This window comes from Aeromicrobium wangtongii, assembly GCF_024584515.1.
GTDB lineage: Bacteria > Actinomycetota > Actinomycetes > Propionibacteriales > Nocardioidaceae > Aeromicrobium > Aeromicrobium wangtongii.
In genome coordinates, this window is sequence record NZ_CP102173.1 from 686,649 (window position 1) to 710,118 (window position 23,470).

Here is a 23,470-nt window from a genome sequence, read left to right on the forward strand (position 1 = left end):
CATGAGCGCCGCCACCACCATTCGCAACCGATTCGTCGACGGTCCGGACTCCCTGGCCGAGCGCTACCGCGCCCGGCGCTGGGAGCAGCTCCGCACAGAGTTCCCGGACATCGCGGACATGACCATCGTCGACCTGGGCGGCACGGTGTCGAGCTGGCGCCGCGCGCCGGTGAGGCCGCGCAAGGTCATCGTCTTGTCATTCGAGCCCGAGGGAGCCGACGACGTCGACTGGATCGAGTCCCATCACGCCGACGCCTGCGACCTGCCCGCACCGTTCCGCGACCTGCGCGCCGACCTGGTCTACTCCAATGCCGTCATCGAGCACGTCGGGGGAGCGGAGCGGCGGCAGCGGTTCGCGGACAGCGTGCACCGCTTGGCCGATCACCACTGGGTCCAGACGCCGTACCGCTACTTCCCGGTCGAGCCGCACTGGCTCTTTCCGGGCTTCCAGTTCCTTCCGGTCCCGGCCAGGGTCGCGGTCAGCCGCCGGTGGCGACTGGTGCACACGCCCAACAGCGACCGGCAGGCCGCGGTCGACAACGTGCTGTCGGTCGAGCTGATCGGGCTGACCGAGCTCAGGAACCTGTTTCCCACCTCACGGGTGCTCACCGAGCGCGCGGCGGGTCTGGTCAAGTCCATCATCGCGGTGCGCTGAGGCGACTCGAGCGGCTCAGCCCTCGGTCGGGGGCGGGACGAACTCGTCGGGCCGGGGCCCGTCACCGAAGTGGTGGGCGATGGCGTCCACGATCCGCCCGGCCGCCCGCCCGTCACCGTATGGGTTCACGGCCTGGGCCATCGCCTTGTACGCCGTCTCGTCGGTCAGCAACGTCGACACGGCATCGACGATGACCTCCTCGTCGGTCCCGACGAGCCGCACCGTTCCGGCATCGACGGCTTCGGGCCTCTCGGTCGTCTCACGCAGGACCAGCACGGGTTTGCCCAGGCTGGGAGCCTCCTCCTGCACGCCTCCGCTGTCGGTCAGCATGATCGAGCAGGCGTCCATGGCGCGCGCGAAGTCCGAGTAGCCGAGCGGGTCGGTGACCACGATGTTCGCCAGGCCGGTCAGGGGAGGGAGCAGGACCTCACGCACGGCCGGGTTCAGGTGTGCGGGCAGGACGAACAACACGTCGGGGAAGCTTCTCGCGAGCCGCGCGATGGCCCGGGCCGTGCAGGCCATGGGTGCCCCCCACGACTCACGACGGTGGCTCGTGATGAGCACGGCCTTGCGGTCACCGAGGTCGAGCAGCGGTGACAGGGCCTGGTCGTGCAGCGGCAGCCTGCGGTCGACCACGGCGAGCAGGGCGTCGATGACGGTGTTGCCGGTGACGTACACGTCCTCGGCGGCGATTCCCTCGGCTAGGAGATTGGCGCGTGACGTCGGGGTGGGAGCCAGGTGTGTCGATGCCAGCTGCGAGGCGAGGCGGCGGTTGATCTCCTCGGGGAACGGGTTGTAGCGATCGCTCGTGCGGAGACCGGCCTCGACATGGGCGACCGGCACCTGCTCGTAGAACGCCGCGAGCGCAGCCACGAAGGCTGTGGTGGTGTCTCCTTGGACGATGACCATGTCTGGCCGCTCGGCCCGGATCGTCGCCGTGAGGCCATCGAGGGCTCGTGACGTGATCTCGTGCAGCTGCTGGCGCGGTCGGATGATGTCGAGATCGTGCTGGGGCGTGATGCCGAACAGGGTGTTGACCTGGTCGAGCATCTCGCGGTGCTGGCCGGTCACCGCGACGACCGGTCGCAAGGTGCTCGAACGCTCCAGCGCGGTGACGACGGGAGCCATCTTGATGGCCTCGGGTCGGGTCCCGTAGATGACAAGGGCAGTTCGTGCGGTCATGTCGGGTCCGATCCTTGGCGCGGCTGGGTCATGGGCTGGGGCTGCAGTGCCGCGCGGCGTCGACGTGCACCGGGGACGGTCCGGTCGAAGCCGAGCGCAGCGAGTGCCGTCAGGATCGTTCCGAGCGCCACGACGGCTGCCACGGCGCGTTTGGGTTGTCCTTCGGTGCGGACGACCGTCGCGACCGCTGGCGTCAAGGACGTCGTGATGAAGTCCTGACTGGCTGCGCCGTCGGCGGCCTGCAGATCGTGGAGAGCACGATTGATGCGCAGCACCTGTCGGTCGAGTGTCGAGCGAACCCAGGTCTTGGACGGCCCGACCACCTGGATGTCCAGCTCGGGACGATCGAAGTTGTTGGCCCACTGGCCGCCGGAGTCGGGAAGTCTGATGGAGTACCCGCGCCGAACTCCCTTCCCGGTGAGGGTCACGCCCGAGGAGGCGGTGGCCGGCTCCTCCTTGCCGTTTCGGACCATGCGGGCGACCAGACCGGTGGTGGCGATCAGACTCTCGGAGGAGTCTTTGATGGGATTGGGATTCTGGGCGCTCTGCGGGGCGAGGAAGAGCACGTCTGCCTGAGTGACGTAGACAGCGGGAACTGTCGCGACGTTCACCACCACGGCGCCCGTCAGGAGCAGACCGGCCAGGACGATGTACCAGCGCTGGCGCAGCACCAGCAGTGCGTCGGTTGCTGTCATCGGGTCTCCTCGTCGGTCTTCATCGTGGCAGCACGACCGATCAACATGGGAGCGAATCCAGAGCTCGAGCGGGCGATTTCGCGAATAATTGACGTTCCCGACCTAGCCTGCTCACGCATCCTCAGGGAAGGGAGTGTGACTCCTTTATGTACATGCGCGACTTGTGGGCCAGCGTGGCTCGTCGATGGATCCTTGCGCTGTTCTGTGTGGCGGCGACAGCCTGCTTCGCGCTGTTTGTGGCCTCGCAATCCCCGCCGCCCTACGAGTCGAGCGCTGACGTTGTGCTGGTGCCGCCCAGGAGCACCGAGGATCCGACCGCCAACCGATACCTGTCGTTGAGCGGCCTACGACAGGCGGTGGACGTGCTGACTCGATCGTTGGGATCGGACGCCACGATCGCCAAGATCCGGCGCGCGGCTCCCCACGGGACCTATGAGGCGACCGCCGACTTCACCACGAGTGCGCCGATCCTCATCGTCACCGTGACCGCGCCGACCAGCCGGCAGACGCAGCAGCTGCTGGACGCTGTGGTCGCCCAGGTGCCGATCAGCCTGCATGATCTGCAGCAGTCCCTGGAGATCGCGGAGAAGAGCCTGATCACGCCCCAGATCGTCGCGCAGGACGACAAGCCGCGCGCGGTCACGGCGACGCGAGTACGGGCAGTGGGCGCGAGCGTCGCGTTGGCGTTGCTGCTGAGCGCCGTGACCATCGCCGCGGTCGACAACGTGCTACTGCGGCGTGGACACGGCGGGAGACGCTCGCGCCAGGCCGAGGCCGCCGAGGGAATCCCCGATCTTCACCTGACCAACCCGTCGGCGTTCGAGTTCGAGTGGCCGGTCCGAGAGACCGTGCGCCCGGGGCCGGCGAACACCCGTGATGTCCCGGTCGAGAACAGCCGCTGAGCGCGCCGGGGTCGTGGACGTCGTGGCGTCCACCTCCCCGGACGCTCTGCGGCGTCCCGATGCCGTCACGTTGATCACCGTCTACCTGCTGCTGCTCGTCGTCATCCCGTCCAGGCTGACCGTCGCGCCGCTCGGGGCAGCGGGATCGCCGGCGCAGCTGGTCGGCCTGTTGGCCCTGGGGTGGTGGATCTTCTACGAGGTCCAGCGGACGACGCAGGATCCGCCCGGGGCGCGACCTGTGCGGGTGATGTACATCGCGACGGCCTGCGCCTTCTTCGCGAGCTATGTCGTGGCGATGAGCCGGCCCATCGACGGGACGGAGTCGAGCAGCGCCGATCTCGGAATGGTCGCGACGGCCGCCTGGGGCGGGGTGCTCCTGCTGACCAATGATGGCGTCGCCTCCTGGGACCGGCTCTACGTGCTGCTGCGGCGCCTGTCCCTGGCTGGGGGTGCGATCGCCCTTCTGGGCATCGTTCAGTTCGCGACGGGCGAGGCGCTCGTCGACAAGATCTCTGTGCCGGGTCTGCGGGCCAACGTGGACCTGACGGGCATCGCATTGCGGAACGGGTTCAACCGTCCGGCCGGGACGGCGCTGCACCCCATCGAGTTCGGAGCAGCGATCTCGATGATCCTGCCGGTGGCACTCACCATGGCTCTGAACGACCGCGATCGGGGTGCGATCAGGCGCTGGTTCCCGGTCGTGGCCATCGGTTTCGCCAGCGGCTTGTCGATCTCTCGATCAGCTCTCATCGCCTCGCTCGTCGCGCTGGTGTTGCTGGGAGTCAGCTGGAATCCGATGCGCAGGTTGGTCGGTGGCCTCGTGGTCTTGGTGTTCGGCGGGGCAATGTTCTTGACCGTCCCAGGTCTACTTGGCTCATTGCTCGGGCTGTTCACCGGACTGGGTGACGACAGCAGCGCTCAGTCGAGGTCGGGCTCCTACGACATCGCCGGTGAGTTCATCGCGCGCTCACCGGTGTTCGGCAGGGGGTTGTTCACGTTCCTTCCGCGGTACCGGATCCTGGACAACCAGTACCTGGGGTTGATGATCGATGTCGGCATCCTGGGGCTAGCGTGCTTCTTGGGACTGATCGTCGCAGGCATGTGGTGCGCACGAGCCGTCCGGATCCATGCCGACGACGCCCGCACGCGCGAGATCGGCCAGTCGCTGCTGGCTGGGATCGCCGGGGGCGCCTGCGGGTTCGCACTGTTCGACGGGTTCAGCTTCCCCATGGCCGCGGGACTGTTCTTCCTCTTCCTGGGCCTGGCGGGAGCGACCTGGCGGTTGGCGCGCACGGGCCCATCGAGTTGAGCACGGCTCCGTAATCCTGTTACGGTCGAACGGTCGCAAGTCGGGCATGTGACGTAAACCCAACTGATTCGGGACACCGATCGAGGAGTTCACATGCCCGGAAATGGCCTACGTCCGCCCGCACCCACGAAACGTGCACACCGCTGGGTGACCATCGCGTGCGCGCTCGGACTGACACTAGTGCTGGGCACGGCATCGGTCGCCGCCCTCTCGGCCGCGGACCGGAGTCGGACGTCGACGGCACGATTCGCCAACGCGGAGGCCTCGTGGACGCCATGGTGCGGCCACCGCTCGTGGTCCCGCGCCACGTGCGGGTACCCCCGGCCATGGACGTCCGGGACTCCCGGCGAGCCGACGACCGAGACGCCCGCCACGCCGTCGGCCACACCCACGGACGAGCCGGCCACGCCTGGACCGACACCCCCGCCCGAGCCGACGGCAACGGCTCCCACGCCGACCGGCCCCGCTGAGGTCATCACCGGGTGCGCTCCGGACCCCAGCTCGTGCGGCTACCCGGACGCGAGCACGACGGGGGTGCCCGAGGGTACCGAGCTCGTCCGCGTCCCCCAGGACGCCAGGTCGGGCGACGGGTGGCACTACGACGAGCGCGGTTGGATCGAGGTCGATCAGACCGGCGCGACGCTCTCGGGCATCTCGACCACGAGGAGCGTCAACATCACGGCCTCGAGTGTCACGGTCCAAAACTCCCGCATCATCGTGTCCGGTGAAGACTTCGGCATCGCGGTGCGCCATGCGGACAACGTGACGCTGCGCAACAACGACATCGCCGGCCCGGCCAGCTCAGGTCCCACACGGCTCATGAACGGCATCAAGGACATCTACTCGGACTCGGCGAACCTCCAGGTCATCGGCAACGACATCTCGAACACCGCCTGCGGTGTCCAGACCGACCAAGGTCTGATCGAGGACAACTACATCCACGATCTCGCGTTCACCGGGGACGACCATGTCAACGGCACGACGAGCAACGGTGGTTCGCGCCCGCTGACGATCCGGCACAACACGATCTTCAATCCGCAGGACCAGACGGACGCGGTCAGCCTGTTCCAGGACTTCGGTCCGCAGAACAACCGCGTCATCGACGACAACCTGCTGGCCGGCGGGGGCTACACGATCTACGCCGGCGCCAACGCGGGCAAGGAATCCTCCGCCACCAACATCTCGGTGACCAACAACCGCATCTCTCGGGTCTTCTATCCCAAGGGAGGCTTCTTCGGGTACGCGACGGCGTACACGACCAGCGGGGGCAACTCGTGGGAGGGCAACGTCTGGGACGACACCGGGGACCCGATTCCCGCGCCGTAGCGGGTCAGCGGGGGACGATCGTGTCCGAGCAACCCAGCTCGGCCGGTCGGCTCCGGGGGCTGAGCAAGGCCTTCACCGACGCGATGCTCTCGCCCTGACCGCGCAGCACCCATGACGTCTCGCTCAGGACCGAGAGACACAGGTAGGCGACTCCTGCGTACGGAGGATGACGACGGGCGTACAACCGCACCCGGTTGAGCACCTGCATCACGTGGGTGCGCACCGTGCGACCCGAGGCGCCGCCGATGTGCGTCACGACGGCGGTGGGTTCGTAGACGGTGCTCCAGCCGCGGTCCTTGGCGCGCAACGAGAAGTCGGTCTCCTCTGAGTACAGGAAGTAGCTCTCGTCCCAGCCGCCCAGAGCCGTGTGGACATCGCGCCGGACCAGCAGGGCCGCACCGAGCGCCCAGTCGACCACCTGGCGATGCTCGTACGTTGCCGGATCACTGATGTACTCGTCGAAGCAAGGGCGTTTGGTCCAGCCGAGACCCGCTGTGCGAAGCAGCACAGGCTCACGGCGCAACGACCGGAACAGCTGCCCGTCGGGTTGGAGCACGCGAGGCGCGACCACCGCCGCCCGAGTGGCCTGCAGGGTCGCGAACATGCTTCGGACGCTGCCGGGACCAAGACGCACATCGGGGTTGAGGACCAGGATGGTCTCGACCCCCGGAAGTGCCTCGACCCCGCGGTTCACGCCGGCGGCGTAACCGGTGTTGCTGTTCTCGACGACGAGGCAGTCGTCCCGCGCCCGCAGGATCTCCAGCGAGTTGTCGGTCGAGCCGTTGTCGACCACCGCGGTCACCGCCGACAAGCCGTCGAGGGCTTGGGGGATCGTTGCGAGCAACCCCTCGATGACGTGGGCGCTGTTGTAGGAGACGATGACCACCCCCACGTCGTAGCTCATCCTCGGATACTAGGTCCGGTACCGTCAATTGAGCGTCATATGAGCAAGATGATCGGTCCCGGCGGCCCACGGCACAACCTAGACTACGACCGTGATGTCCACCCGGAGGCAAGCGATCGTGTACTGCGCCGGTGCTCCGTGGGACGCCGTCCAGGGCACCGACCGGCACCTGGTGAGAAGCCTCGCGCGGCACGTCGACGTCCTGTGGGTGGACCCGCCGCTCTCATCGCTGCGGATCGCCGCCGGACGTGAGCCACGTGGTGCAGTGGCAGGCGGCCGTCTGCGCGACGTCGATGACCGCACGACCCGACTCCTCACGATCGGCCCGCCCTTTCCGGGTCGACGAACGGTGCTGCCGATAACCCAGGGCATCATGCGACGCTCGATCAGGCGGGCCGTGCAGGAGGCAGGCATGGAGGTCCTGGCCACCATCGTCGCGAGCCCGTTGCAGCCGTTGAGGGTCGTCCCCGGGGGAGCACAGGTGTACTTCGCGACGGACGACTTCGTGGCCGGCGCGGAGCTGATGGGGCAATCACGATCGCTCCTCGCCCGGGAGGAGCAGCGGCGGCTCGACGAGGCCGACCTCCTCATGGCGGTCAGTCCCACGATCGCCGGGCCATGGCAGGGCCGCTCCGCGGCGACGATGGTCCTGCCGAACGGGTGTGACGCCTCGGCGTACGACCGGCTCGACCAGGCCCCGGAGGTGACGGACGTGCCGCTGGTGCCGCCGATCGCGGGTGTCGTCGGTCAGCTGTCGCCCCGACTGGACCTCTCGTTGATCGAGGCCGTGGCGGACAGCGGCATCTCGGTGCTGCTCGTCGGTCCCGTGCAGCCCGGATTCGAGCCGGAGCGGTTCGCTCGCTTGGCTGCGCGGCCGAATGTGGCATGGGTGGGTCGCAAGGAGCTCTCGGAGCTTCGGTCGTACCTGCGCCTGATGGACGTCGGCCTGACGCCTTATGCCGACTCGGACTTCAACCGCGCGAGCTTCCCCCTGAAGACGCTGGAGTACCTGGCCGCGGGGATGCCGGTCGTCTCGACGCCGCTGCCGGCTGTGGAATGGCTCGGCACGTCGCTGATCGCCGTGGCGGAGGAACCGCTGGACTTCGCCCGGGCGGTGAAGCAGGCCGTCACGGACGCGGCGTCCCCGCACACTGCGGAGCGGGCACGCAGCTTCGCCGGCCAGCACACCTGGGACGCCCGAGCGGCCGACCTGCTGCAGGCGATCGACCGCCTGGCCGACCGGTAGCTCCTAGGAAGTGCTCGGACGCGGCAGCGCGTCGCGCGCCACCGGTCGGGCGTTGAAGTCGTCCTCAGCCGTCCGGCCCAGCCACCGGCGCGTGCGCCGCACCAGATCATGACGGGCGAATCGTGCGGTCGCCACGATCTCCTCGTGGCCGGTTCGCCGGCTCTGATGCTGCGCCCCGTCATACACCTCGAGCTGTGTCGTGGCCGCGGCCGTCAACGAGAAGCGGTCCTCGACCACCTGCCGGGCGAAGAGGCCGAGCTCCAGGCGGCGGACCGGATCCAGCAGCAGACGGTCGAGCAGAGCGCGCAATTCCTCAACCGGATTCCCGGTGAGGCTGCCGTGCCCGTACCAGCCGGTCCAGAGGAACTCAGGCAGTGTGTCGGGCGTCAGGAGCCGGAAGAACCCGCCCTCCCCTTGGACGATGAGCGGTTTCGCAAAAGCCATCGAGCGCAGCGCTGAGCCACCCATCGCGATGCACACGTCCGCGAGGTCGTAGGCGGAGCGGGGATCCGCGACCTCGCCGGTCAGCACCACGGCTCGGCGTCCGATCGCCTCGTTGACCCGGCGCGCGCTGTCCTCAACCTCCTTCCGGGCCGGTCCGTCACCGACGATCAACAGCTGCGCCGGGCAGGAACGATCCAGGACCGCGATCGCGGCGATCGCGGTCAGCAGTCCCTCGAGCTTGAGCTCGCGCGCCAGGCGAGTGACGCACACGATGATCGGCAGCTCCCCCCGCAGGTTCCACTGCTCCCGGGTGGCGTGCGCATCCCCGGCGACGCCGGGACGATTGCCCACCAGATCGACGGGTGGCTCGATGACCGACACCAGCTGACGGCGTCGCCCGCGCTCACTCGCTGCGATCTGCTCGGTGCCGACCACCAACGGCATGCTGTGCGGCAGGAAGGGCGCCACCGCCATCGACATGACGGTGGCGACCGGGGCGGCGGCTCGTCCGCGGCAGGCCAGGTAGGACTCGAGCCCGGGCGGCCACTCGTAGCCGTGCACGATGTCGATGCCTCGCTGGTCGATGAGGCGGCCGATGTCCTGCACGACGGAGCGGGTGGGGCGGCGATGGACCGGCGGTGACTCGACGAACTCGAGACCGAGCTCGTCGATCCGGGCGCACAGCGGCCCCGGCTGGCCGTACACGAGCGTCTCATGGCCTTGGCGGCTGATCTCGTGAGCGATCTCGATCGCGTTGAGCTGACTGCCGCCGACGCCGAGGTCGTGGGGATACACGAGGATCTTCATGCGGCGACCTCCGCCGGTCGTGTCCGTAGCGCGGTCAGCGATGCCCGGTCGCGCCACAGCAGTGCGCCGACGACCACGCAGGTGACCAGGCCGCTGCCGGCGAGGGCCGGGAAGGCCGTCGGGATCAGATGGGCCAGGACGGCGACGACGCCACCGAGCGCCACGGTGGCGACAAGAGCCGGGGCGCAGTGGCGCCACACCGCGCGAAGGTCGATGCCGACCCGGCTCAGTGCACGCAGGTACATCGGCAGGACCACGACGGCGGCCACGGCGACGACCCCGGCACCGGCTCCGCCCGCGCCACCGATGCGGGCGCCGGCGATCACCAGCGGCACCAGGGCCAGGAGCCACACGAGCTGGACGGCCAAGATGATGCGCGAGCGCCGCAGGACGACGAGGTAGTCGTACGTGAGCTCGAAGAAGATGCGAAAGGCGGCCATCAGGCACAGCCAGCGCAGTGGTTCGGCGGCCGGCAGCCAGGCAGGTCCGTAGACGAACGAGACGATGTCGGGCGCGGTGACGCCCAGCACGACGCAGATCGGGAGGGCGACGGCCGCCAGGGGGCGCAGCAGGCGGTGGAACGCCGCCGACATCGCCTCGGGGTCGTGCTGCAACCTGGCGAACATCGCGGGCGCGACGCTGCGCAGGGGCTGCGAGAAGATGCTGACCGGCCAGCTGGAGAGGTTGAAGGCGAGCACGTAGTAGCCCAGGACGACCGGGCCCAGGAGGTGGCCGACGGCGAGCTGGTCGACGAAACCGATCGTGAAGACGATCAGGCTGGCCCCGGCGAGGGGCGCTCCGAATCGGAGCAGCGGCCGCACGTACCGGCGGTCGAGGCCGAGACGGTAGGGCAGGGGGGAGTAGGCGATCAGCAGGACGCCGGACGTCAGTGCGCCGGCGAGCCGTCCGATGACCAGGCTCCAGGCCCCGGCGCCGGACACCGCCAGGCCCAACGAGACCGCGGCACCGACCCAGACGTTGACCTGGTCGCTGATCATGCGCCGGTCCTGTCGGAAGTACCTCTGCAGGAGGGCCGCCGGGGTCGCCACGGCCCCGTTGAGCAGGACGCACAGGCTCAGCGCCTGCACCATGCCCGCGGCGTCCGGGTCGCCCATCGCCTCCGCGAACGGGCCGGCAGCCAGCAGCATCCCGGCAGTGATCACGGCGCTCATGAGCAACGACACGGAGGTGACGGTGGGTGCGATGGCCCGAGGATCGTCGGTCCACCGCACGATCGCCAGGCTCACCCCGAGCTCGTTGAAGCTCAGCACCGCCAGCAGGGCGATGAAGGCGACCGCGAACGTCCCGAACTCCTCAGGGCCGAGCAGCCGGGCCAGGGCGACGCCGATGGCCAAGGTGCCGAATCGCGCCACCACGGTGTTGGTGAAGCTCCACGCGAATGCGGTCGAGGCCCTCCCCGCAGCCTGTGCCTCGGCGTCGGGGGAGTTCCGACGTGCCCTCACCGCGCCCCCCGGGTCAAGGTGGTCGCGGCCGCGAGGCTGGCAGCGACGTACTCCTGCTGCTCGGGCGAGATGTGCGGGAACATCGGCAGGGACAGGATGCGTCCGGCCGCGGCCTCGGCCACCGGAAAGCAGCCGCGTCCCAGCCCCAGATGGGCGTAGGCCCGCGTGAGGTGGACCGGCGTCGGGTAGTGGATCCCGGCACCGATGCCTTCGGCGTGCAGGGTCTCGAGGACGGCGTCGCGGCGGTCGACCTGGACGACGTACAGGTGCCAGACATCGGTGTTGCCCGGCGCCGACTCCGGACGCGCGATCCCGGGCAGGTCCCACAGCAGTGAGTCGTAGAGCTCGGCGGCCTTGCGCCGGTTCTCGTTCCAGCCGGCGAGCCGCCTGAGCTTGGCCTTCAGGACGACTGCCTGGACCGTGTCGAGCCGTGAGTTCATGCCGATGACGTCGTGGACGTACTTCGCGGGGCTCCCGTGCGCGGCCAGCACCCGGATCGCCCGGGCGATGTCGGGATCGTTCGTCGTGACCGCGCCCGCATCGCCGGCGGCGCCGAGGTTCTTGCCGGGGTAGAAGCTGGTGGCGGCGACCAGCCCGACTCCGCCCGATGTCGAGCCGTGACGGACGGCCCCCTGGGACTGGGCGGCGTCCTCCACGACCGGGATCCCGGCGGGGGCGGCGATCCGGGCGATCCGCTCCATCGGCGCCATCTGCCCGAACAGGTGGACCGGCACGATCGCCTGGGTCCTGGTCGTCACGGCCTCGGCGACACCGTGCGGGTCGATCAGCAGATGGGTCGGGTCGACATCGACGAGGACGGGCGTGGCCCCGATGCGCGACACGGCCTCCGCCGTGGCGATGAAGGTGTTGGCCGGCAGGATGACCTCGCCGCCGGGCCCGACGCCCGCCCCACGCAGTGCCAGCTCGAGCGCGTCGGTCCCGTTTCCCACGCCCACGCAGTGCGCGACGCCGGTCTCGGCGGCGTACGCCTGCTCGAACTCCTCCACGTCGCTGCCCCCGATGAACGCCGTCGCTGCGAAGACCCGGTCCAGCCCCTGCCGGACCTCCTCAGCGACCTCCGCCTGCTGGGCGCCGAGGTCGACCAGCGGGACCCTCATGAGACCGCCTCCATCGTGGCTGCCGCGCGCAGGTGGGGGGATGCCCCCAGCAACCGTGCCGGCACGCCCGCCCAGGTCTGGTGGTCCGGCAGGTCGCTCAGCAGGGTCGAGCCCATCCCGAGGGTGCTGTCGGCGCCTACCCGCAGCCCTTGGCGCACGCTCGCATTGGTGCCGAGATAGGCGGCTTCGCCGACGCTCACCCCGCCGGCGAGGCTCACGCCTGCGCACAACGTGGCGTAGTCGCCGATGACGTCATCGTGGGTCACGGTGACATTGGGCATCGCGACGACGTGCCGTCCGATGCGGGCGTCCGCGGTGATGGCCACGTGGGCCAGCAGCACGGACCCGACCCCCAGGAAGCACGAGCGGGGGACGTGGACCGATGGGTGCACGACCGTGCCGAAGCGTGACGGCCCGATGTCGTGCTCGGCCAGCTGCGCGACGATCGCCCGGCGGGTCAGGCCCTGCCCGGTGCACACCACGACGTGCGAGCTGCGGTCCCAGTACAGCTGCTCGAGGCCGCCGATGACCGAGATGCCGCCGACGGACGTCCCGTGCAGGGCCGCGTCGTCGTCGACGATGCCCACGATGCGGTACCGGTCGGCTGCTGCGACGGCCTCGGCGACCTCGCGGGCCAGGCCTCCTGCCCCGATCAGGATCAGGTCGTTCATGGCTTGTCTCCACTTCCGGTGAGCAGGGCTGAGATGACGCGGGCCTGCTCACCCACGGACATCTCGTGGAACAGGGGCAGGATCAGCGTGTTGTCGCTGAGGTGCTCCGAGACCGGCAGCGAGCCTGGCCCGAGGCCCTGGTGTGCGTAGGCGGGCTGGCGGTGGGCCGTCATGATGCCGCGGCGTGCCGAGATGTCCAGGGAGGCCAGGTGGGCCAGCAGGTCGTCCCGGTCGAGCGGATACGGATCGCCGACCTCGATCCAGTACGACTGGAAGTTCGTCGTCCCCCCGGAGGGATCGGCGACGGCGCGCAGACCGTCGATGTCGTTGATGTACTTGGTGTAGACCTCGGCGAACTGTCGGCGCCGCTCGATGATCTCGGGCAGCCGGCCCAGCTGGACGATCCCGACGGCGGCCTGCAGATCGGTCATGCGGTAGTTGAAGCCGATCTCGGTGTACTCCTCGAGCTGCGCCAGGGTGCTGCCGTGGCGGTCCGCGGCCGAGACGCTCATCGAGTGCTCACGCAGTCGGCGTGCGCGGTCGGCCCAGTCGGCGTGGGCGGTCGTGATCATCCCGCCCTCGCCGGTGGTGATGATCTTGCGGGGGTGGAACGACCAGACGGCGATCTCGGCACCTGCGCCCACCGGTCGCTCGAGGTAGGTCGACCCGGCGCCGCACGCGGCGTCCTCGATCACCACGATGCCCCGGGGGTCGCACAGCGCCCTCAGCTCGTCCAGCGCTACCGGCACCCCGCCCTGGTCCACCGCGATGACCGCGCGGGTCCGCTCGGACAGCACCTTCTCGACGGTCCGGGCGGTCAGGTTGCCCGTGACGGGGTCCACGTCGGCGAACACCGGCTGCGCGCCCACGTACGTCGGCGCGTTCGCGGTGGCGATGAACGAGAACGACGGCACGACCACCTCGTCGCCGAGACGGACACCGGCCACCTTCAGCGCCAGGTGCAGCGCTGCGGTGCAGCTGGACACCGCGACGGCGTGCTCCGCCTGCTGCATGCGGGCGAAGTCGGCCTCGAACGCGGCGACCCGCGGGCCCTGTGCGATCCAGCCCGAGCTGATGACCTCGGAGAGGGCGGCGACCTCCTCGCGACCGAGCCACGGCTGCATGACGTTGACGCGGCTCATCGCCGCGCCTCCATGCCGCGCCCGACCGAGATCTCGGCCCTCAGCGGCCTCCACCAGGTCACCAGCTCGGCCAGGCCCTCCTCGAGACCGACCTGAGTCCGGAACCCCAGGTCACGGTCCGCCGCCGACACATCGGCCAGCCGTCGGGCGACGCCGTTGACGGCACGCTCGGGACCGTGCTGGACCGGGATGGTCGAGCCCATGACCTGCGACAGGGTCTCGGCCAGCTGCAGCAGGCTCGTCTCGGAGCCGGAGGCGATGTTGTAGACGCCCTCGGTCACATCGCTCTGTGCCGCGAGGATGTTCGCGCGGGCGATGTCGGTCGTGCAGGCGAAATCCATGGTCTGCTCGCCGTCGCCGAACACCAGCGGCGCCTGGCCGTCCTCAATGCGCTCCATCCAGCGGACGAGCACCTCGGTGTAGAGCCCGTGCACGTCCATGCGGGGCCCGTACACGTTGAAGTAGCGCAGCAGGACGTAGTCGAGGCCGTACATGGCCCGGAAGCTGCGCAGCATGCCCTCGTTGAACGACTTGGCGGCGCCGTAGAAGGTGTCGTTGTTGTGGTGGTGGTGCCGCTCACCGGTCGGGAACTGCTCGGCCATCCCGTAGACGGAGGCCGAGGAGGCCGACACGATCTTGTCGACGTGCTGGTCGACCGCCGCCTCGTAGACGTTGAACGTCCCGTCGACCAGGACCTCCAGGGCGAGTCGCGGCTCCTCGGCGCACTGGGTGATGCGCAGGGCGGCCTGGTGGAACACGAGGTCCTTGCCGGCCGTGACGTCATGGACCAGGTCCCGGTCGCGGATGTCGCCCTCCACGAGGGTCACCCGGTCACTGCTCAAGGCCTCCTCCAGGTTGCCCAGGCGTCCCCGGACGAGGTTGTCGAGGACGTCGACGTGGTCGGCGCCGGCGGCCAGGAGCTGATCGACGATCGTGGACCCGATCGTCCCGGCGCCGCCGGTCACGAGCACGCGGGCTCCATCGAGTGAGGTCATGCGGCAGACACCTTCCGGGTGGGGACGATCGGGGAGACGGGGACGGCTGGTTGTTCGGGGTCGAGCCGGGTCAGGGCGCCTTCGGTCTGCAGGCTGCGCGCGGCGGCCTCGAGCACCGACAGCACCCGCAGGCCCGACTCGCCATCGGTCCGCGACGTGCGTCCCTCGCGGATGCAGGCGGCGAACTCGGTGGCCATCTGGCCCAGCGCCTCGCGGTGCGGCAGCGCCGGCGCCCAGGTGTCGCCGAGGCGGTAGGAGATCGTCGAGTCCCGGCGGTCGGCCGCCGTGGACGGCTGGTCGGCCAGGTCGACACCCCGGTCGTAGACGCTGAGCGGCTGCTGCGGGTTCAGGTCGTCCCACACCAGCGTGCGACGGGTTCCGCCGATGACCATCTGGCGGATCTTGGTGGGGCTGAGCCAGTTGACGTGCACGTGGGCCAGGGCCCCGTTGCCGAGCGGCAGCGTGAGGTACCCGACGCAGGGGCGCCCGGCCCCGAGCGGGTCGGCGCCGTGGGCCGCGACGCCCGTCGGGCGCAGACCGCCGGGGAGGATGAAGTCCAGGATCGACAGGTCGTGCGGTGCCAGGTCCCAGAACACGTCCACATCGGGCTGGATCAGGCCCAGGTTGATGCGCACGGAGTCCACGAACAGGATGTCGCCGAGCGAGCCGTCGGCGATGAGCTCACGGATCTTCAGGACCGCCGGGGTGTAGCAGTACGTGTGGTCGGCCATCAGGACCAGACCGCGCTCGGCGGCCGTCCGGACCATCTGGCTCGCGTTCGCGAGGCTGTCCGCCAGGGGCTTCTCCACCACGACGTGCTTGCCGGCCTCCAGGGCCGGCATCGCCATGGCCTGGTGGGTCCGGGCAGGAGTCGCGATCGCGACCGCGTCGATGTCGGGTCGTGCCAGCACCTCGTCGAGCGACGTGGTGACCGCGACCCCGTCCCCGGCCACGCTGCGGGCACGGTCCAGGTCGAGGTCGCAGACCGCGCGCAGGTCCCAGTCGGCGCTGGCACGGAAGTTCCGCGCCAGGTTGGGTCCCCAGTACCCGGCCCCGATGACGGCGACCCCCAGCTTGTTGGCAGTTGTCACGGTGTTCCTCCCGTTGATGACGCCGCGCGCATGATCACGTCGACGAAGTAGTTGGTGGCGTTGAAGGAGCCGGTCGGGAATCCGCCGCCGGGTCCGTAGGTGAACAGGCCGTTGTTGCTGGGCCGAACGATCAGCGGGATCGAGGTCCACGGGGTGTGGAAGAAGGTCGGCGTGCCCGAGTAGCGGCCCAGCGGCGCGTAGTAGGACACGACGTACGTCGTGCCGGCAGTGATCGGGACGGGCGTCGCCAGCGCGGCGGTCTGCCACCCGCCGGTGCTCTCGGAGGTGAAGGTCACCGTCGCGAGCTTCGTCCCTGTGGCCGACCACAGGTTGCCGACGTGCGTGCCACCGTTGCCGGGGCCCTTGTAGAACCTGATGGCGGTGACGAGGCCGTCGATCGAGGAGGAGAACGCGGTGCCGAGCTCGACGGGGTCACTGTCGTTGATCGCGGCGATGGCGGGCGTTCGGTCGCCGAACAGTGAGTACTCCGTGGAGCCGGCGGCCTCGGTGCGGAACGACCACGTCCTGGCGGGCAGCGTCGCGCCGTCCGCGGACACCACACCGGTCAGGCGCGCGGTGAGCTCGGTGTCGGCGGGCAGCGTCGATGCCGGCTGGAAGCTGATGGTCCTGTTGTCGGTCGACACCGTGGCGGTGCCGGCCACGGGGGTACCGCCGTCGGAGACGGTGAGCGACCAGCCGGTGGCGACCGGCGCCGACAGCGATGCGGTGACCTTGGCCGAGCGCGACACGTCCGTCGCGCCGTCGGACGGGCTGATGGCATCGAGGCTGATCGTGGGGGCGTCCGCCATGAACGCGACGTCGACGAAGTAGCTGGTCGAGTTCCAGTCGTAGATCGGGAAGCCACCGTTGGCGCCGTAGAGGTAGCGGCCGTTGCTGCCTGCCGGCGCGGTCAGGTCGCCGTTGGTCAGGGCCTTGCTGAAGAATCCGCCCGTCGACGCGTAGTGGCCCTGCGGGGCGAGGTACGACACGACGTACGACGTCCCTGCGGTGACCGCCAGCGGCTGGCTGAGCCGCGCCGTCTGCCAGCCGGTCGAGGTCTCGTTCGTGAACGTCACCGAGGCCAGCTGCTGGCCCGTCGAGCTCCAGATCCGGCCGACGTGCGTGCCGGCGTTGCCGGCCCCCTTGTAGAAGCGGATCGCGGTGATGGTGCCGTTCCTGGCCGGCTTGAACGCGGTGCCGAGCTCGACCGCGGAGCCCTCGCTGACGGCCGGCACGGCCGGGACCTGGTCGCTGAACAGGGTCTGGGCCAGTCCGACGGGATCGGTCGCGGCCGTGCGGAACGTCCAGGTCTTCGGGCTCAGCGAGACACCGCTGGTGGACGTGACACCCGCGAGGGTCACCGAGATGAGTGCGTCCTGCGGGAGGGGTCCGCCCGGGTCGAAGGTCAGCCGGGTCGCGTCCGTGGCCAGCCGGGTCGTGCCGCCGATGGCCGAGCCGCCGCTCGTGACGCTCATCGTGGCGCCCGGCTTGATGGTGTCGTTGAACGAGACCTGGATCTCGGTGCTGCGGGGCACGTCCACGGCCCCCGGGGCCGGATCCTGCGAGGTGATCGCAATCTGCGGCGCCGGCCGATCGAAGATCACGTCGACCAGGTAGTTGGCTGACGTGCGGGTGTTGGGGAATCCGGTGCCGTACGTGTAGGAGCCACCGCTCGAAGGGGTCCGCAAGGGCGATCCGGGTCGGTCGGCGACGAACCCGCCGGGGGTGGCCGAGTACTTGCCGGCCGGGGTCCGGTACGAGGCGATGTACTCGGTGTCCTTGGCGATCTCGACCGGCTGGTCGAAGATGAGCGTCTGCCAGCCGCTACTGCTCTCCCCGGTGAAGGTGCCCTCCGCGAGCTTCGTCCCCGAGGTGGTCCACAGGGTTCCGGTGTGGGAGCCGGTGTTGTTGGGGCCCTTGTAGAACTTGACCCCCGTGATGGTGCCGGCCGCGTCCGAGGCGAAGCGGACGCCCAGCGTGACGGCCGCGGGGTCGGAGTCCTGCAGCAGTGTCGGGACCGTCGAGTCGTTGAAGATGCTGCACGGGCACACCCCGGGCGCCGGAGTGGGCCTCGCCGTGGTGAACGACCAGGTCCTCCCGTCCGTGACGGACTGGCCCTGGGCGTCCACGCCGGCAGCCGTCGCGGTGTACTCGACGAATCCGCTCAGCGCCGACGTCGGTGTGAAGGTGGCCGTCCTCGTGGCGGAGTCGTACGCGGTGCTCCCGGGCACCGTCGCGCCGTTGGCGTCCTTGAGGGTCAGCCTCTGCGATCCGTCGGTCAACGGCTTGGAGAACTGGGCCATCACCGTGGAACCGGCCGGGACGCTGGTGGCGCCCGCAAGCGGCCACTGGGACGTCACGGTCAGCGGGGAGTCGTCGATCGTGGTGAACATCGCGTCCACGAAGTAGCTGCTGCCGCGATACGCCGTGGTGGGGAAGCGTCCGGGGTCGGCGTAGGTGCCTGCCGGCGTGGCGCCGTAGCCTCCCGCGACCGTCAGCGGCGACGCGTCGAGCCCGGCCACGGTGAAGGCGCGCGCCTCGGCGGCGTACCGGCCGTTGGGCGCGGTGTACGACACGACGTACGTCTCGCCCTCGGTGACAGGGACCGCCGAGGCGAAGGTGGCCTGCTGCCAGCCCGTGGCGCTCTCCCCGGAGAAGGTCACACTGGCGAGCCTCTGCCCGCTCGTGCTCCACAGCGAGCCGATGTGGCTGCCGGTGTTGCCGGTCCCCTTGTAGAAGCGCACCCCGGAGACGAACCCGTCCGTGGTGGGAGAGAACCGCAGCCCCAGCTCGGCTCCGCCGGCGTCGTTGACCGCGGGGGTGCTGGCGGGCCGTGTGCCGTAGACGCTGCACGGGCAGGTGATCGTCAGCGAGCGGGTCGCCGGGTCGCCGATGTTGGCGCTGTCGTCGATCGCGCGCGCCATCAGCGGCGTGCTCCCGGTGCCGTGCTGGGTGTACTGATAGCTCCACGAGGTGGTGCCGGTGGCCGGGTGCCAGGTGGCCCCGCCGTCTGTCGAGACCTCGACCCCGGCGACGACTCCGCCGCTGTCGGTGGCCGTGCCGGTCGCGGTGACCGTCGTGCCGTTGGCGAGCGTGGCGCCGCCGGCCGGTGAGCTGATCGTCGCGATCGGCTTGGCGGTGTCGGCGGACTTCGTCGCGACGCTCAGTGCCGGGTCGAGGGTGGTGGGCTGGGCGCCCATGTCGGCGAAGAGGTTGACCTGGGCCTGCTGCATGCGGCGGTCTGCCGGGGCCCCGTTGCCGTCGTGTGTGGCGTCCAGGCCCCAGGTCCACTGGATCGAGCCGGCCGAGAAGACCAGTGCCCCGCTCGGTGCCCGGTACATCGTGAGGTGGTGGGTAGTCGTTCCAGGAGCGACGTCGTTCCCGAAGTCCTGCAGGTACTGCGGTGCCGGACCGGTGGTCGTCGACAACCGGATCAGCCCCGGTGGGCGTGAGCCGTTGTCGATGTCCTCGTTGGACTCGTAGCCCACGGTGTGCGGGGCCAGCTGTGCGCGCGTCCCGTCCGGCAGCGACTGCAGGCTGGTGCCCCGCCACAGCCGCAGCTTGCCCTCGTCCGCGTCCACCGTGACCGGGAGATCGGTGTCGTTGGACATGTAGAGGGTGCCGGTCAGCGCGTTCTCGGGCCGTCCGCCGCCCTTGTCCTTCGGCGCGTACCGAGGATCACGCCACGTCCCGGTCCACTCGGCCGACGGGTCGATCTTGGCGTTGGACCAGGTCTCCTTGTACGAGACGAGGGTGCGGTACGGGACCTGCCCCTCGTCGGCCGAGCGCTGGTAGCGCGTCTTCCAGTAGACCTCGTTGCCGCTGAGGAACATCAGGTTGACGCCGGCATCGCGGGCAGCCTCGACATTGGCGCGCTGCTGCTTGCTCCAGTACTCGTCGTGACCCATCGAGATGAAGGTCTTGTGCTGCTTGATCAGCGCCCCGTTGCGGGCGGAGTCGACGCCGGCGATGTAGCTGACGTCGTAGCCGTTCTTCTCCATGAACCGCACGAGCGGGTACTCCGCGCCGAAGTAGAAGTCGCGGGCCTCGAGGCCGGCTCGCGTCGCGAACGGCCGGTTGTAGCTGAGCTGGTAGGACCGGCCGTTGGCGCCGCCGCGGTAGAAGTTCGAGCCGCCGTACATGTTGTACGCGTGCCACGTCGGGTCCGAGGTCTGGGCGACGATGTCCGATGTGCTGGAGTCGTCGCGCACGATGAAGGTGATGTGGCTCTCGCCGCCGGTGTCCGGCCGCTTCAGCCTGGCGATGTAGACCCCCGAGACGGCGGCGGACGGCACGTCCCACGAGGCCGAGACCCCCCACGTGCCGCAGTCGTACAGCTGGGTGGTCGCATCGGTGATGCAGGAGGGCTGGTGCTGGGGGAGCGACGCGGACGGCGTGATGGTGGTGATCCTGCGTGCGCCGTCGCCGTCGTAGTAGCCGGTGCGGTAGATCGTCACGGAGTAGGCAGAGGCCGTGGTGTCGACCTTGAAGTCGATCCGGTTGCCCACGTTGACGCTGATGTCGGTCGCGAAGCCCTGGATGTCGTCATCGCCGGCACCGTCGACGTCCCACTCGCTCGGTGGTGATCCGGGCTTGCTGTTCTCGCACGAGATCGCGTTCCCGTTGGGTCCGCACGGATCGTCGGTGGCCGACGACGGCGCCCCGGTGAAGGCCGTGACCAGTCCCGCGAAAAGCACCCCGACGGCGAGGGCAGCGACGGCGCGCGTCGGCGCTCGGCGGCCGCTGCGGCTGGTGGACATCTGGACTTCCTTCTGGTCTCAGACACCGACCGCGCCTCGGTGAGGGGGCCCGTGTTGGTGCTGTCTGTCTTGCCAGAATCGCCCTGCGCCAGAGGGGCCTGCAGGCGTTTGGACGACTACTTCGATCGCCGCTCGCGCATTTCACGATCCTTTGACGATCGTGCGGAAACTCATTGCCATGGGGCGATCATGAAAGACCTACGTGCAGCGCACATCGCTGCGACAGCAGACATCGATCCCCGTGCCACGATTGGCACGGGGACACTTGTATGGGACCTCGCCCAGGTGCGCGAGAATGCCCGTCTGGGGGAGCGCTGCGTCATCGGCAGGGGCGCCTACATCGGGCCCGGCGTGGTCCTGGGCGACCACTGCAAGGTGCAGAACCACGCCCTCGTGTACGAGCCGACCAGGCTCGGCGAGGGCGTCTTCATCGGCCCCGCGGCTGTGCTGACGAACGACCTGTTCCCTCGTGCGGTCACGCCCGCCGGGGAGCTCAAGCGAGCCGAGGACTGGGATGCGGTCGGGGTCGTGGTCGAGGCAGGAGCCTCGGTCGGTGCCCGGGCGGTGTGCATCGCACCGGTCAGGATCGGCCGGTGGGCGATGATCGCGGCGGGTGCGGTCGTGACGCGGGACGTGCCGGACTTCTCCCTGGTGGCAGGTGTCCCGGCCCGCCGGATCGGCTGGGTGGGCCGGGCGGGCGTACCCCTGGAGGAGACCGGCGCTCACACGTACAGGTGCCCGCGTACCGGAGAGGCGTACGTCGAGCACGGCGACGTCCTCGAGCCCGCGGGGGGCTGAGGCGACGATGCGCAAGCCCGCCCGGCGACGGTCACGTCGCCATCGTGTCCTGCGCCGGGTCCTGCTGGGCCTGGCGATCTGCATCGTCGGCCCCGTCATGGTGTTCCTGTCGTTCGCGCTGTACCTCCAGCACCAGCTGACTGGCCAGATCCACCGCATCGACGGGGTCTTCGACGGTGGTCACGAGCGCCCCGCCAAGTCGGCGGGCAGGGCCGCCGATGCGGTCGACATCTTGGTGCTCGGTACCGACCGTCGCTCCGAGCAGCCGACGACGGGCACCGATGCCACGTCGGCGGCCTGGGTGCCCGGCGCCCAGCGCTCCGACGCGATGATGATCCTGCACATCGATGCCGACCGGCGCGGCGCCTCGGTGATCTCGCTCCCGCGGGACCTGTGGGTCACGATCCCCGGCCACGGGCCGGGCAAGATCAACGCCGCCTTCTCCTACGGCGGACCGTCTCTTGCCGTACGGACGGTCGAGTCCGTCACAGGCATCCGGATCGACCACCTGGCGGTCATCGACTGGAACGGGTTCCGGCAGTTCACCGATGCCCTCGGTGGGGTCACGATTGACGTCCCCGAGACCGTGCACGACGGCTATCGCGACATCACCTGGACCGCCGGGCGCCACACGATGAACGGCGACGAGGCGCTGGACTACGTCGGGCAGCGCGCCGGTCTCCCGGGCGGCGATCTCGACCGGATCCACCGCCAGCAGAACTTCCTGCGCACCCTGCTCGACGAGACCCTGACCCAGGAGCTGGTCAAGGAGCCGCGCCAGGCCTACCGGATCCTGGACATCCTGACCCAGAACCTGTCCGTGGACAGGGACTGGTCGGTCGGGAAGATGCGCAGCCTGGTCATCTCCCTGCGGCACCTGCGCTCGGCCGGGATCGATTACCTGACCGTCCCGGTCGCGGGCACCGGGATGGAGGGCACCCAGAGCGTCGTCCACCTCGACCGGGTCGGCAGCGAGGACCTGTGGGCTGCCGTGCGGGACGATGCCGTGTCCGTCTGGCTGGCGAAGAACCTGACGAGCGCGACACCGGCCACGGTCAGCTGAGCCTCACACCCGGGACGACTCGTCGCGCTGCCAGGTCGTGAAGTCCCCGGACCGGATGAACCGGCGGGCGCGGAAGCGGGCGATCGCCGTGACGACCAGGAAGACCCCGATGCGGGGAACGAAGGAGGGCCGGCGCCAGGCGATGCTCAGGAGCGTCGACAGGCCGGTGCTCGAGTCGGGCCGCCTGACCCCGACGGCGCTGGCCTGCCGGTTGCCGGTCACGACCCGCACCCGCCGACGCAGGAGATCGGCGACCACACGTGGTGGTCGGACGACGACCGTGGCGGCATCCACGATGAGCCGCTCGTCCGGGCCGAAGGCGTCCGAGACGGCCAGATCATCGCTCATCACCTGCGGCAGCGCGTCGACCCGCTCCTGGGCGGCGCGACTCAGCGCGAACGCCCCCCGGCCCACCAACCCCTCGGCCACCTGCGGCAGCTGCTCCCACACCTCGTAGTACCACCGCACGACCACGCTGCTGGCGTCCGAGGCGATGACCCGGCGGGGAGCCGTGGCGAGGATCGAGCCGCTGCCCAGCGGCTCGATCAGGCGGATGACATCGGCACCGGTCAGCGTGACGTCGGCGTCAAGGTGCACGCGGGGGAACACGTCGGTGGCGGCGTTCCCGGCCTTGACCGCAGCCGTCTTGGACGCCTCGGCGATCTCCAGCACCCGGACAGCGGAGCCGAATCCGCGCGCCACCTCGGCGGTGCCATCGGTGCAGCCGTTGCAGACCACGAGGACGTCCAGGGTGCAGCTGCCGTCGAGCAGCGCCGCCAGTGTGCGCGCGATGCCGCGCTCCTCGTCGTGCGCCGGGATCACCACGCTGGCGAGGAACCCTTGTCCGTGCCCGGCCGTCGGGGTGCTGCTCACGCTGACATCGTGGCACGCGAGGTAGC

The 23,470-nt window shown here is 69.7% G+C and carries 20 protein-coding genes; 8 read left to right on the forward strand and 12 right to left on the reverse strand.

What is annotated here, in order from left to right; all coding sequences use genetic code 11:
* Position 1: 1 nt before the first annotated feature.
* A complete protein-coding gene (locus NQV15_RS03475) occupies positions 2 to 655 on the forward strand; it encodes a methyltransferase domain-containing protein (protein ID WP_232398214.1) in 654 nt (217 codons plus the stop codon).
* Positions 656 to 670: 15 nt separating this feature from the next.
* On the opposite strand, the gene wecB is transcribed toward NQV15_RS03475, so the two are convergent.
* Positions 671 to 1,837 (reverse strand): non-hydrolyzing UDP-N-acetylglucosamine 2-epimerase, encoded by a 1,167-nt coding sequence (gene wecB / locus NQV15_RS03480; protein WP_232398215.1) that lies wholly within the window; start codon positions 1,835 to 1,837, stop codon positions 671 to 673.
* On the reverse strand, positions 1,834 to 2,532 hold the full coding sequence (locus tag NQV15_RS03485) for a hypothetical protein (protein ID WP_232398216.1): 699 nt from the start codon (positions 2,530 to 2,532) through the stop codon (positions 1,834 to 1,836). The genes wecB and NQV15_RS03485 overlap by 4 nt, the downstream gene beginning before the upstream one ends.
* Before the next feature lie 152 nt (positions 2,533 to 2,684).
* Here NQV15_RS03485 and NQV15_RS03490 point away from each other — a divergent pair, with 152 nt between their 5' ends.
* From NQV15_RS03490 to NQV15_RS03505, 4 genes are all read left to right on the forward strand, one after another.
* Entirely contained in the window at positions 2,685 to 3,434 is a 750-nt protein-coding gene (locus NQV15_RS03490; protein ID WP_232398217.1) for a Wzz/FepE/Etk N-terminal domain-containing protein, read from the forward strand.
* Positions 3,409 to 4,743, forward strand: a complete 1,335-nt coding sequence (locus NQV15_RS03495) for an O-antigen ligase family protein (RefSeq protein WP_257125088.1) — start codon at positions 3,409 to 3,411, stop codon at positions 4,741 to 4,743. The genes NQV15_RS03490 and NQV15_RS03495 overlap by 26 nt, the downstream gene beginning before the upstream one ends.
* Positions 4,744 to 5,009: 266 nt before the next feature.
* Positions 5,010 to 5,213, forward strand: a complete 204-nt coding sequence (locus NQV15_RS18115) for a hypothetical protein (protein WP_304523566.1) — start codon at positions 5,010 to 5,012, stop codon at positions 5,211 to 5,213.
* Between the two features lie 64 nt (positions 5,214 to 5,277).
* Positions 5,278 to 6,069: a right-handed parallel beta-helix repeat-containing protein gene (locus NQV15_RS03505; protein ID WP_232398324.1), complete on the forward strand. Its 792-nt coding sequence runs from the start codon at positions 5,278 to 5,280 to the stop codon at positions 6,067 to 6,069.
* 4 nt (positions 6,070 to 6,073) lie between these two features.
* Here the strand turns inward: NQV15_RS03505 and NQV15_RS03510 are convergent, their stop codons facing one another.
* On the reverse strand, positions 6,074 to 6,973 hold the full coding sequence (locus tag NQV15_RS03510; protein WP_232398219.1) for a glycosyltransferase family 2 protein: 900 nt from the start codon (positions 6,971 to 6,973) through the stop codon (positions 6,074 to 6,076).
* Positions 6,974 to 7,067: 94 nt separating this feature from the next.
* On the opposite strand from NQV15_RS03510, the gene NQV15_RS03515 reads away from it, so the two are divergent.
* The gene (locus NQV15_RS03515) at positions 7,068 to 8,219 is read left to right on the forward strand and encodes a glycosyltransferase (protein ID WP_232398325.1); all 1,152 of its coding nucleotides are present in this window, start codon (positions 7,068 to 7,070) and stop codon (positions 8,217 to 8,219) included.
* A gap of 3 nt (positions 8,220 to 8,222) precedes the next feature.
* Here NQV15_RS03515 and NQV15_RS03520 read toward each other — a convergent pair whose 3' ends face one another.
* Genes NQV15_RS03520 through NQV15_RS03555 form a run of 8 tightly spaced genes read right to left on the reverse strand, consistent with a single transcriptional unit; the run spans position 8,223 to position 20,710 of the window.
* On the reverse strand, positions 8,223 to 9,470 hold the full coding sequence (locus NQV15_RS03520) for a glycosyltransferase (RefSeq protein WP_232398220.1): 1,248 nt from the start codon (positions 9,468 to 9,470) through the stop codon (positions 8,223 to 8,225).
* The gene (locus NQV15_RS03525) at positions 9,467 to 10,933 is read right to left on the reverse strand and encodes a lipopolysaccharide biosynthesis protein (protein WP_232398221.1); all 1,467 of its coding nucleotides are present in this window, start codon (positions 10,931 to 10,933) and stop codon (positions 9,467 to 9,469) included. Before NQV15_RS03525 ends, NQV15_RS03520 begins: the two co-directional genes overlap by 4 nt.
* The gene (locus NQV15_RS03530) at positions 10,930 to 12,051 is read right to left on the reverse strand and encodes a DegT/DnrJ/EryC1/StrS family aminotransferase (RefSeq protein WP_232398222.1); all 1,122 of its coding nucleotides are present in this window, start codon (positions 12,049 to 12,051) and stop codon (positions 10,930 to 10,932) included. The genes NQV15_RS03525 and NQV15_RS03530 overlap by 4 nt, the downstream gene beginning before the upstream one ends.
* Complete coding sequence (locus tag NQV15_RS03535; protein ID WP_232398223.1) at positions 12,048 to 12,722, reverse strand: acetyltransferase; 675 nt, start codon at positions 12,720 to 12,722, stop codon at positions 12,048 to 12,050. The genes NQV15_RS03530 and NQV15_RS03535 overlap by 4 nt, the downstream gene beginning before the upstream one ends.
* Positions 12,719 to 13,864, reverse strand: a complete 1,146-nt coding sequence (locus NQV15_RS03540) for a DegT/DnrJ/EryC1/StrS family aminotransferase (protein ID WP_232398224.1) — start codon at positions 13,862 to 13,864, stop codon at positions 12,719 to 12,721. Before NQV15_RS03540 ends, NQV15_RS03535 begins: the two co-directional genes overlap by 4 nt.
* Positions 13,861 to 14,859, reverse strand: a complete 999-nt coding sequence (locus NQV15_RS03545) for an NAD-dependent epimerase/dehydratase family protein (RefSeq protein ID WP_232398225.1) — start codon at positions 14,857 to 14,859, stop codon at positions 13,861 to 13,863. The genes NQV15_RS03540 and NQV15_RS03545 overlap by 4 nt, the downstream gene beginning before the upstream one ends.
* The gene (locus tag NQV15_RS03550; RefSeq protein WP_232398226.1) at positions 14,856 to 15,950 is read right to left on the reverse strand and encodes a Gfo/Idh/MocA family protein; all 1,095 of its coding nucleotides are present in this window, start codon (positions 15,948 to 15,950) and stop codon (positions 14,856 to 14,858) included. The genes NQV15_RS03545 and NQV15_RS03550 overlap by 4 nt, the downstream gene beginning before the upstream one ends.
* The gene (locus NQV15_RS03555; RefSeq protein ID WP_232398227.1) at positions 15,947 to 20,710 is read right to left on the reverse strand and encodes a DUF4082 domain-containing protein; all 4,764 of its coding nucleotides are present in this window, start codon (positions 20,708 to 20,710) and stop codon (positions 15,947 to 15,949) included. The genes NQV15_RS03550 and NQV15_RS03555 overlap by 4 nt, the downstream gene beginning before the upstream one ends.
* Positions 20,711 to 20,899: 189 nt before the next feature.
* Between NQV15_RS03555 and NQV15_RS03560 the strand changes: the two genes are divergently transcribed.
* Both NQV15_RS03560 and NQV15_RS03565 read left to right on the forward strand, forming a co-directional pair.
* Complete coding sequence (locus NQV15_RS03560) at positions 20,900 to 21,508, forward strand: acyltransferase (RefSeq protein ID WP_232398228.1); 609 nt, start codon at positions 20,900 to 20,902, stop codon at positions 21,506 to 21,508.
* A gap of 7 nt (positions 21,509 to 21,515) precedes the next feature.
* Positions 21,516 to 22,571: an LCP family protein gene (locus NQV15_RS03565; RefSeq protein ID WP_232398229.1), complete on the forward strand. Its 1,056-nt coding sequence runs from the start codon at positions 21,516 to 21,518 to the stop codon at positions 22,569 to 22,571.
* A 3-nt stretch (positions 22,572 to 22,574) separates the two neighbouring features.
* Here NQV15_RS03565 and NQV15_RS03570 read toward each other — a convergent pair whose 3' ends face one another.
* On the reverse strand, positions 22,575 to 23,444 hold the full coding sequence (locus tag NQV15_RS03570) for a glycosyltransferase family 2 protein (protein ID WP_232398230.1): 870 nt from the start codon (positions 23,442 to 23,444) through the stop codon (positions 22,575 to 22,577).
* Positions 23,445 to 23,470 lie beyond the last annotated feature (26 nt).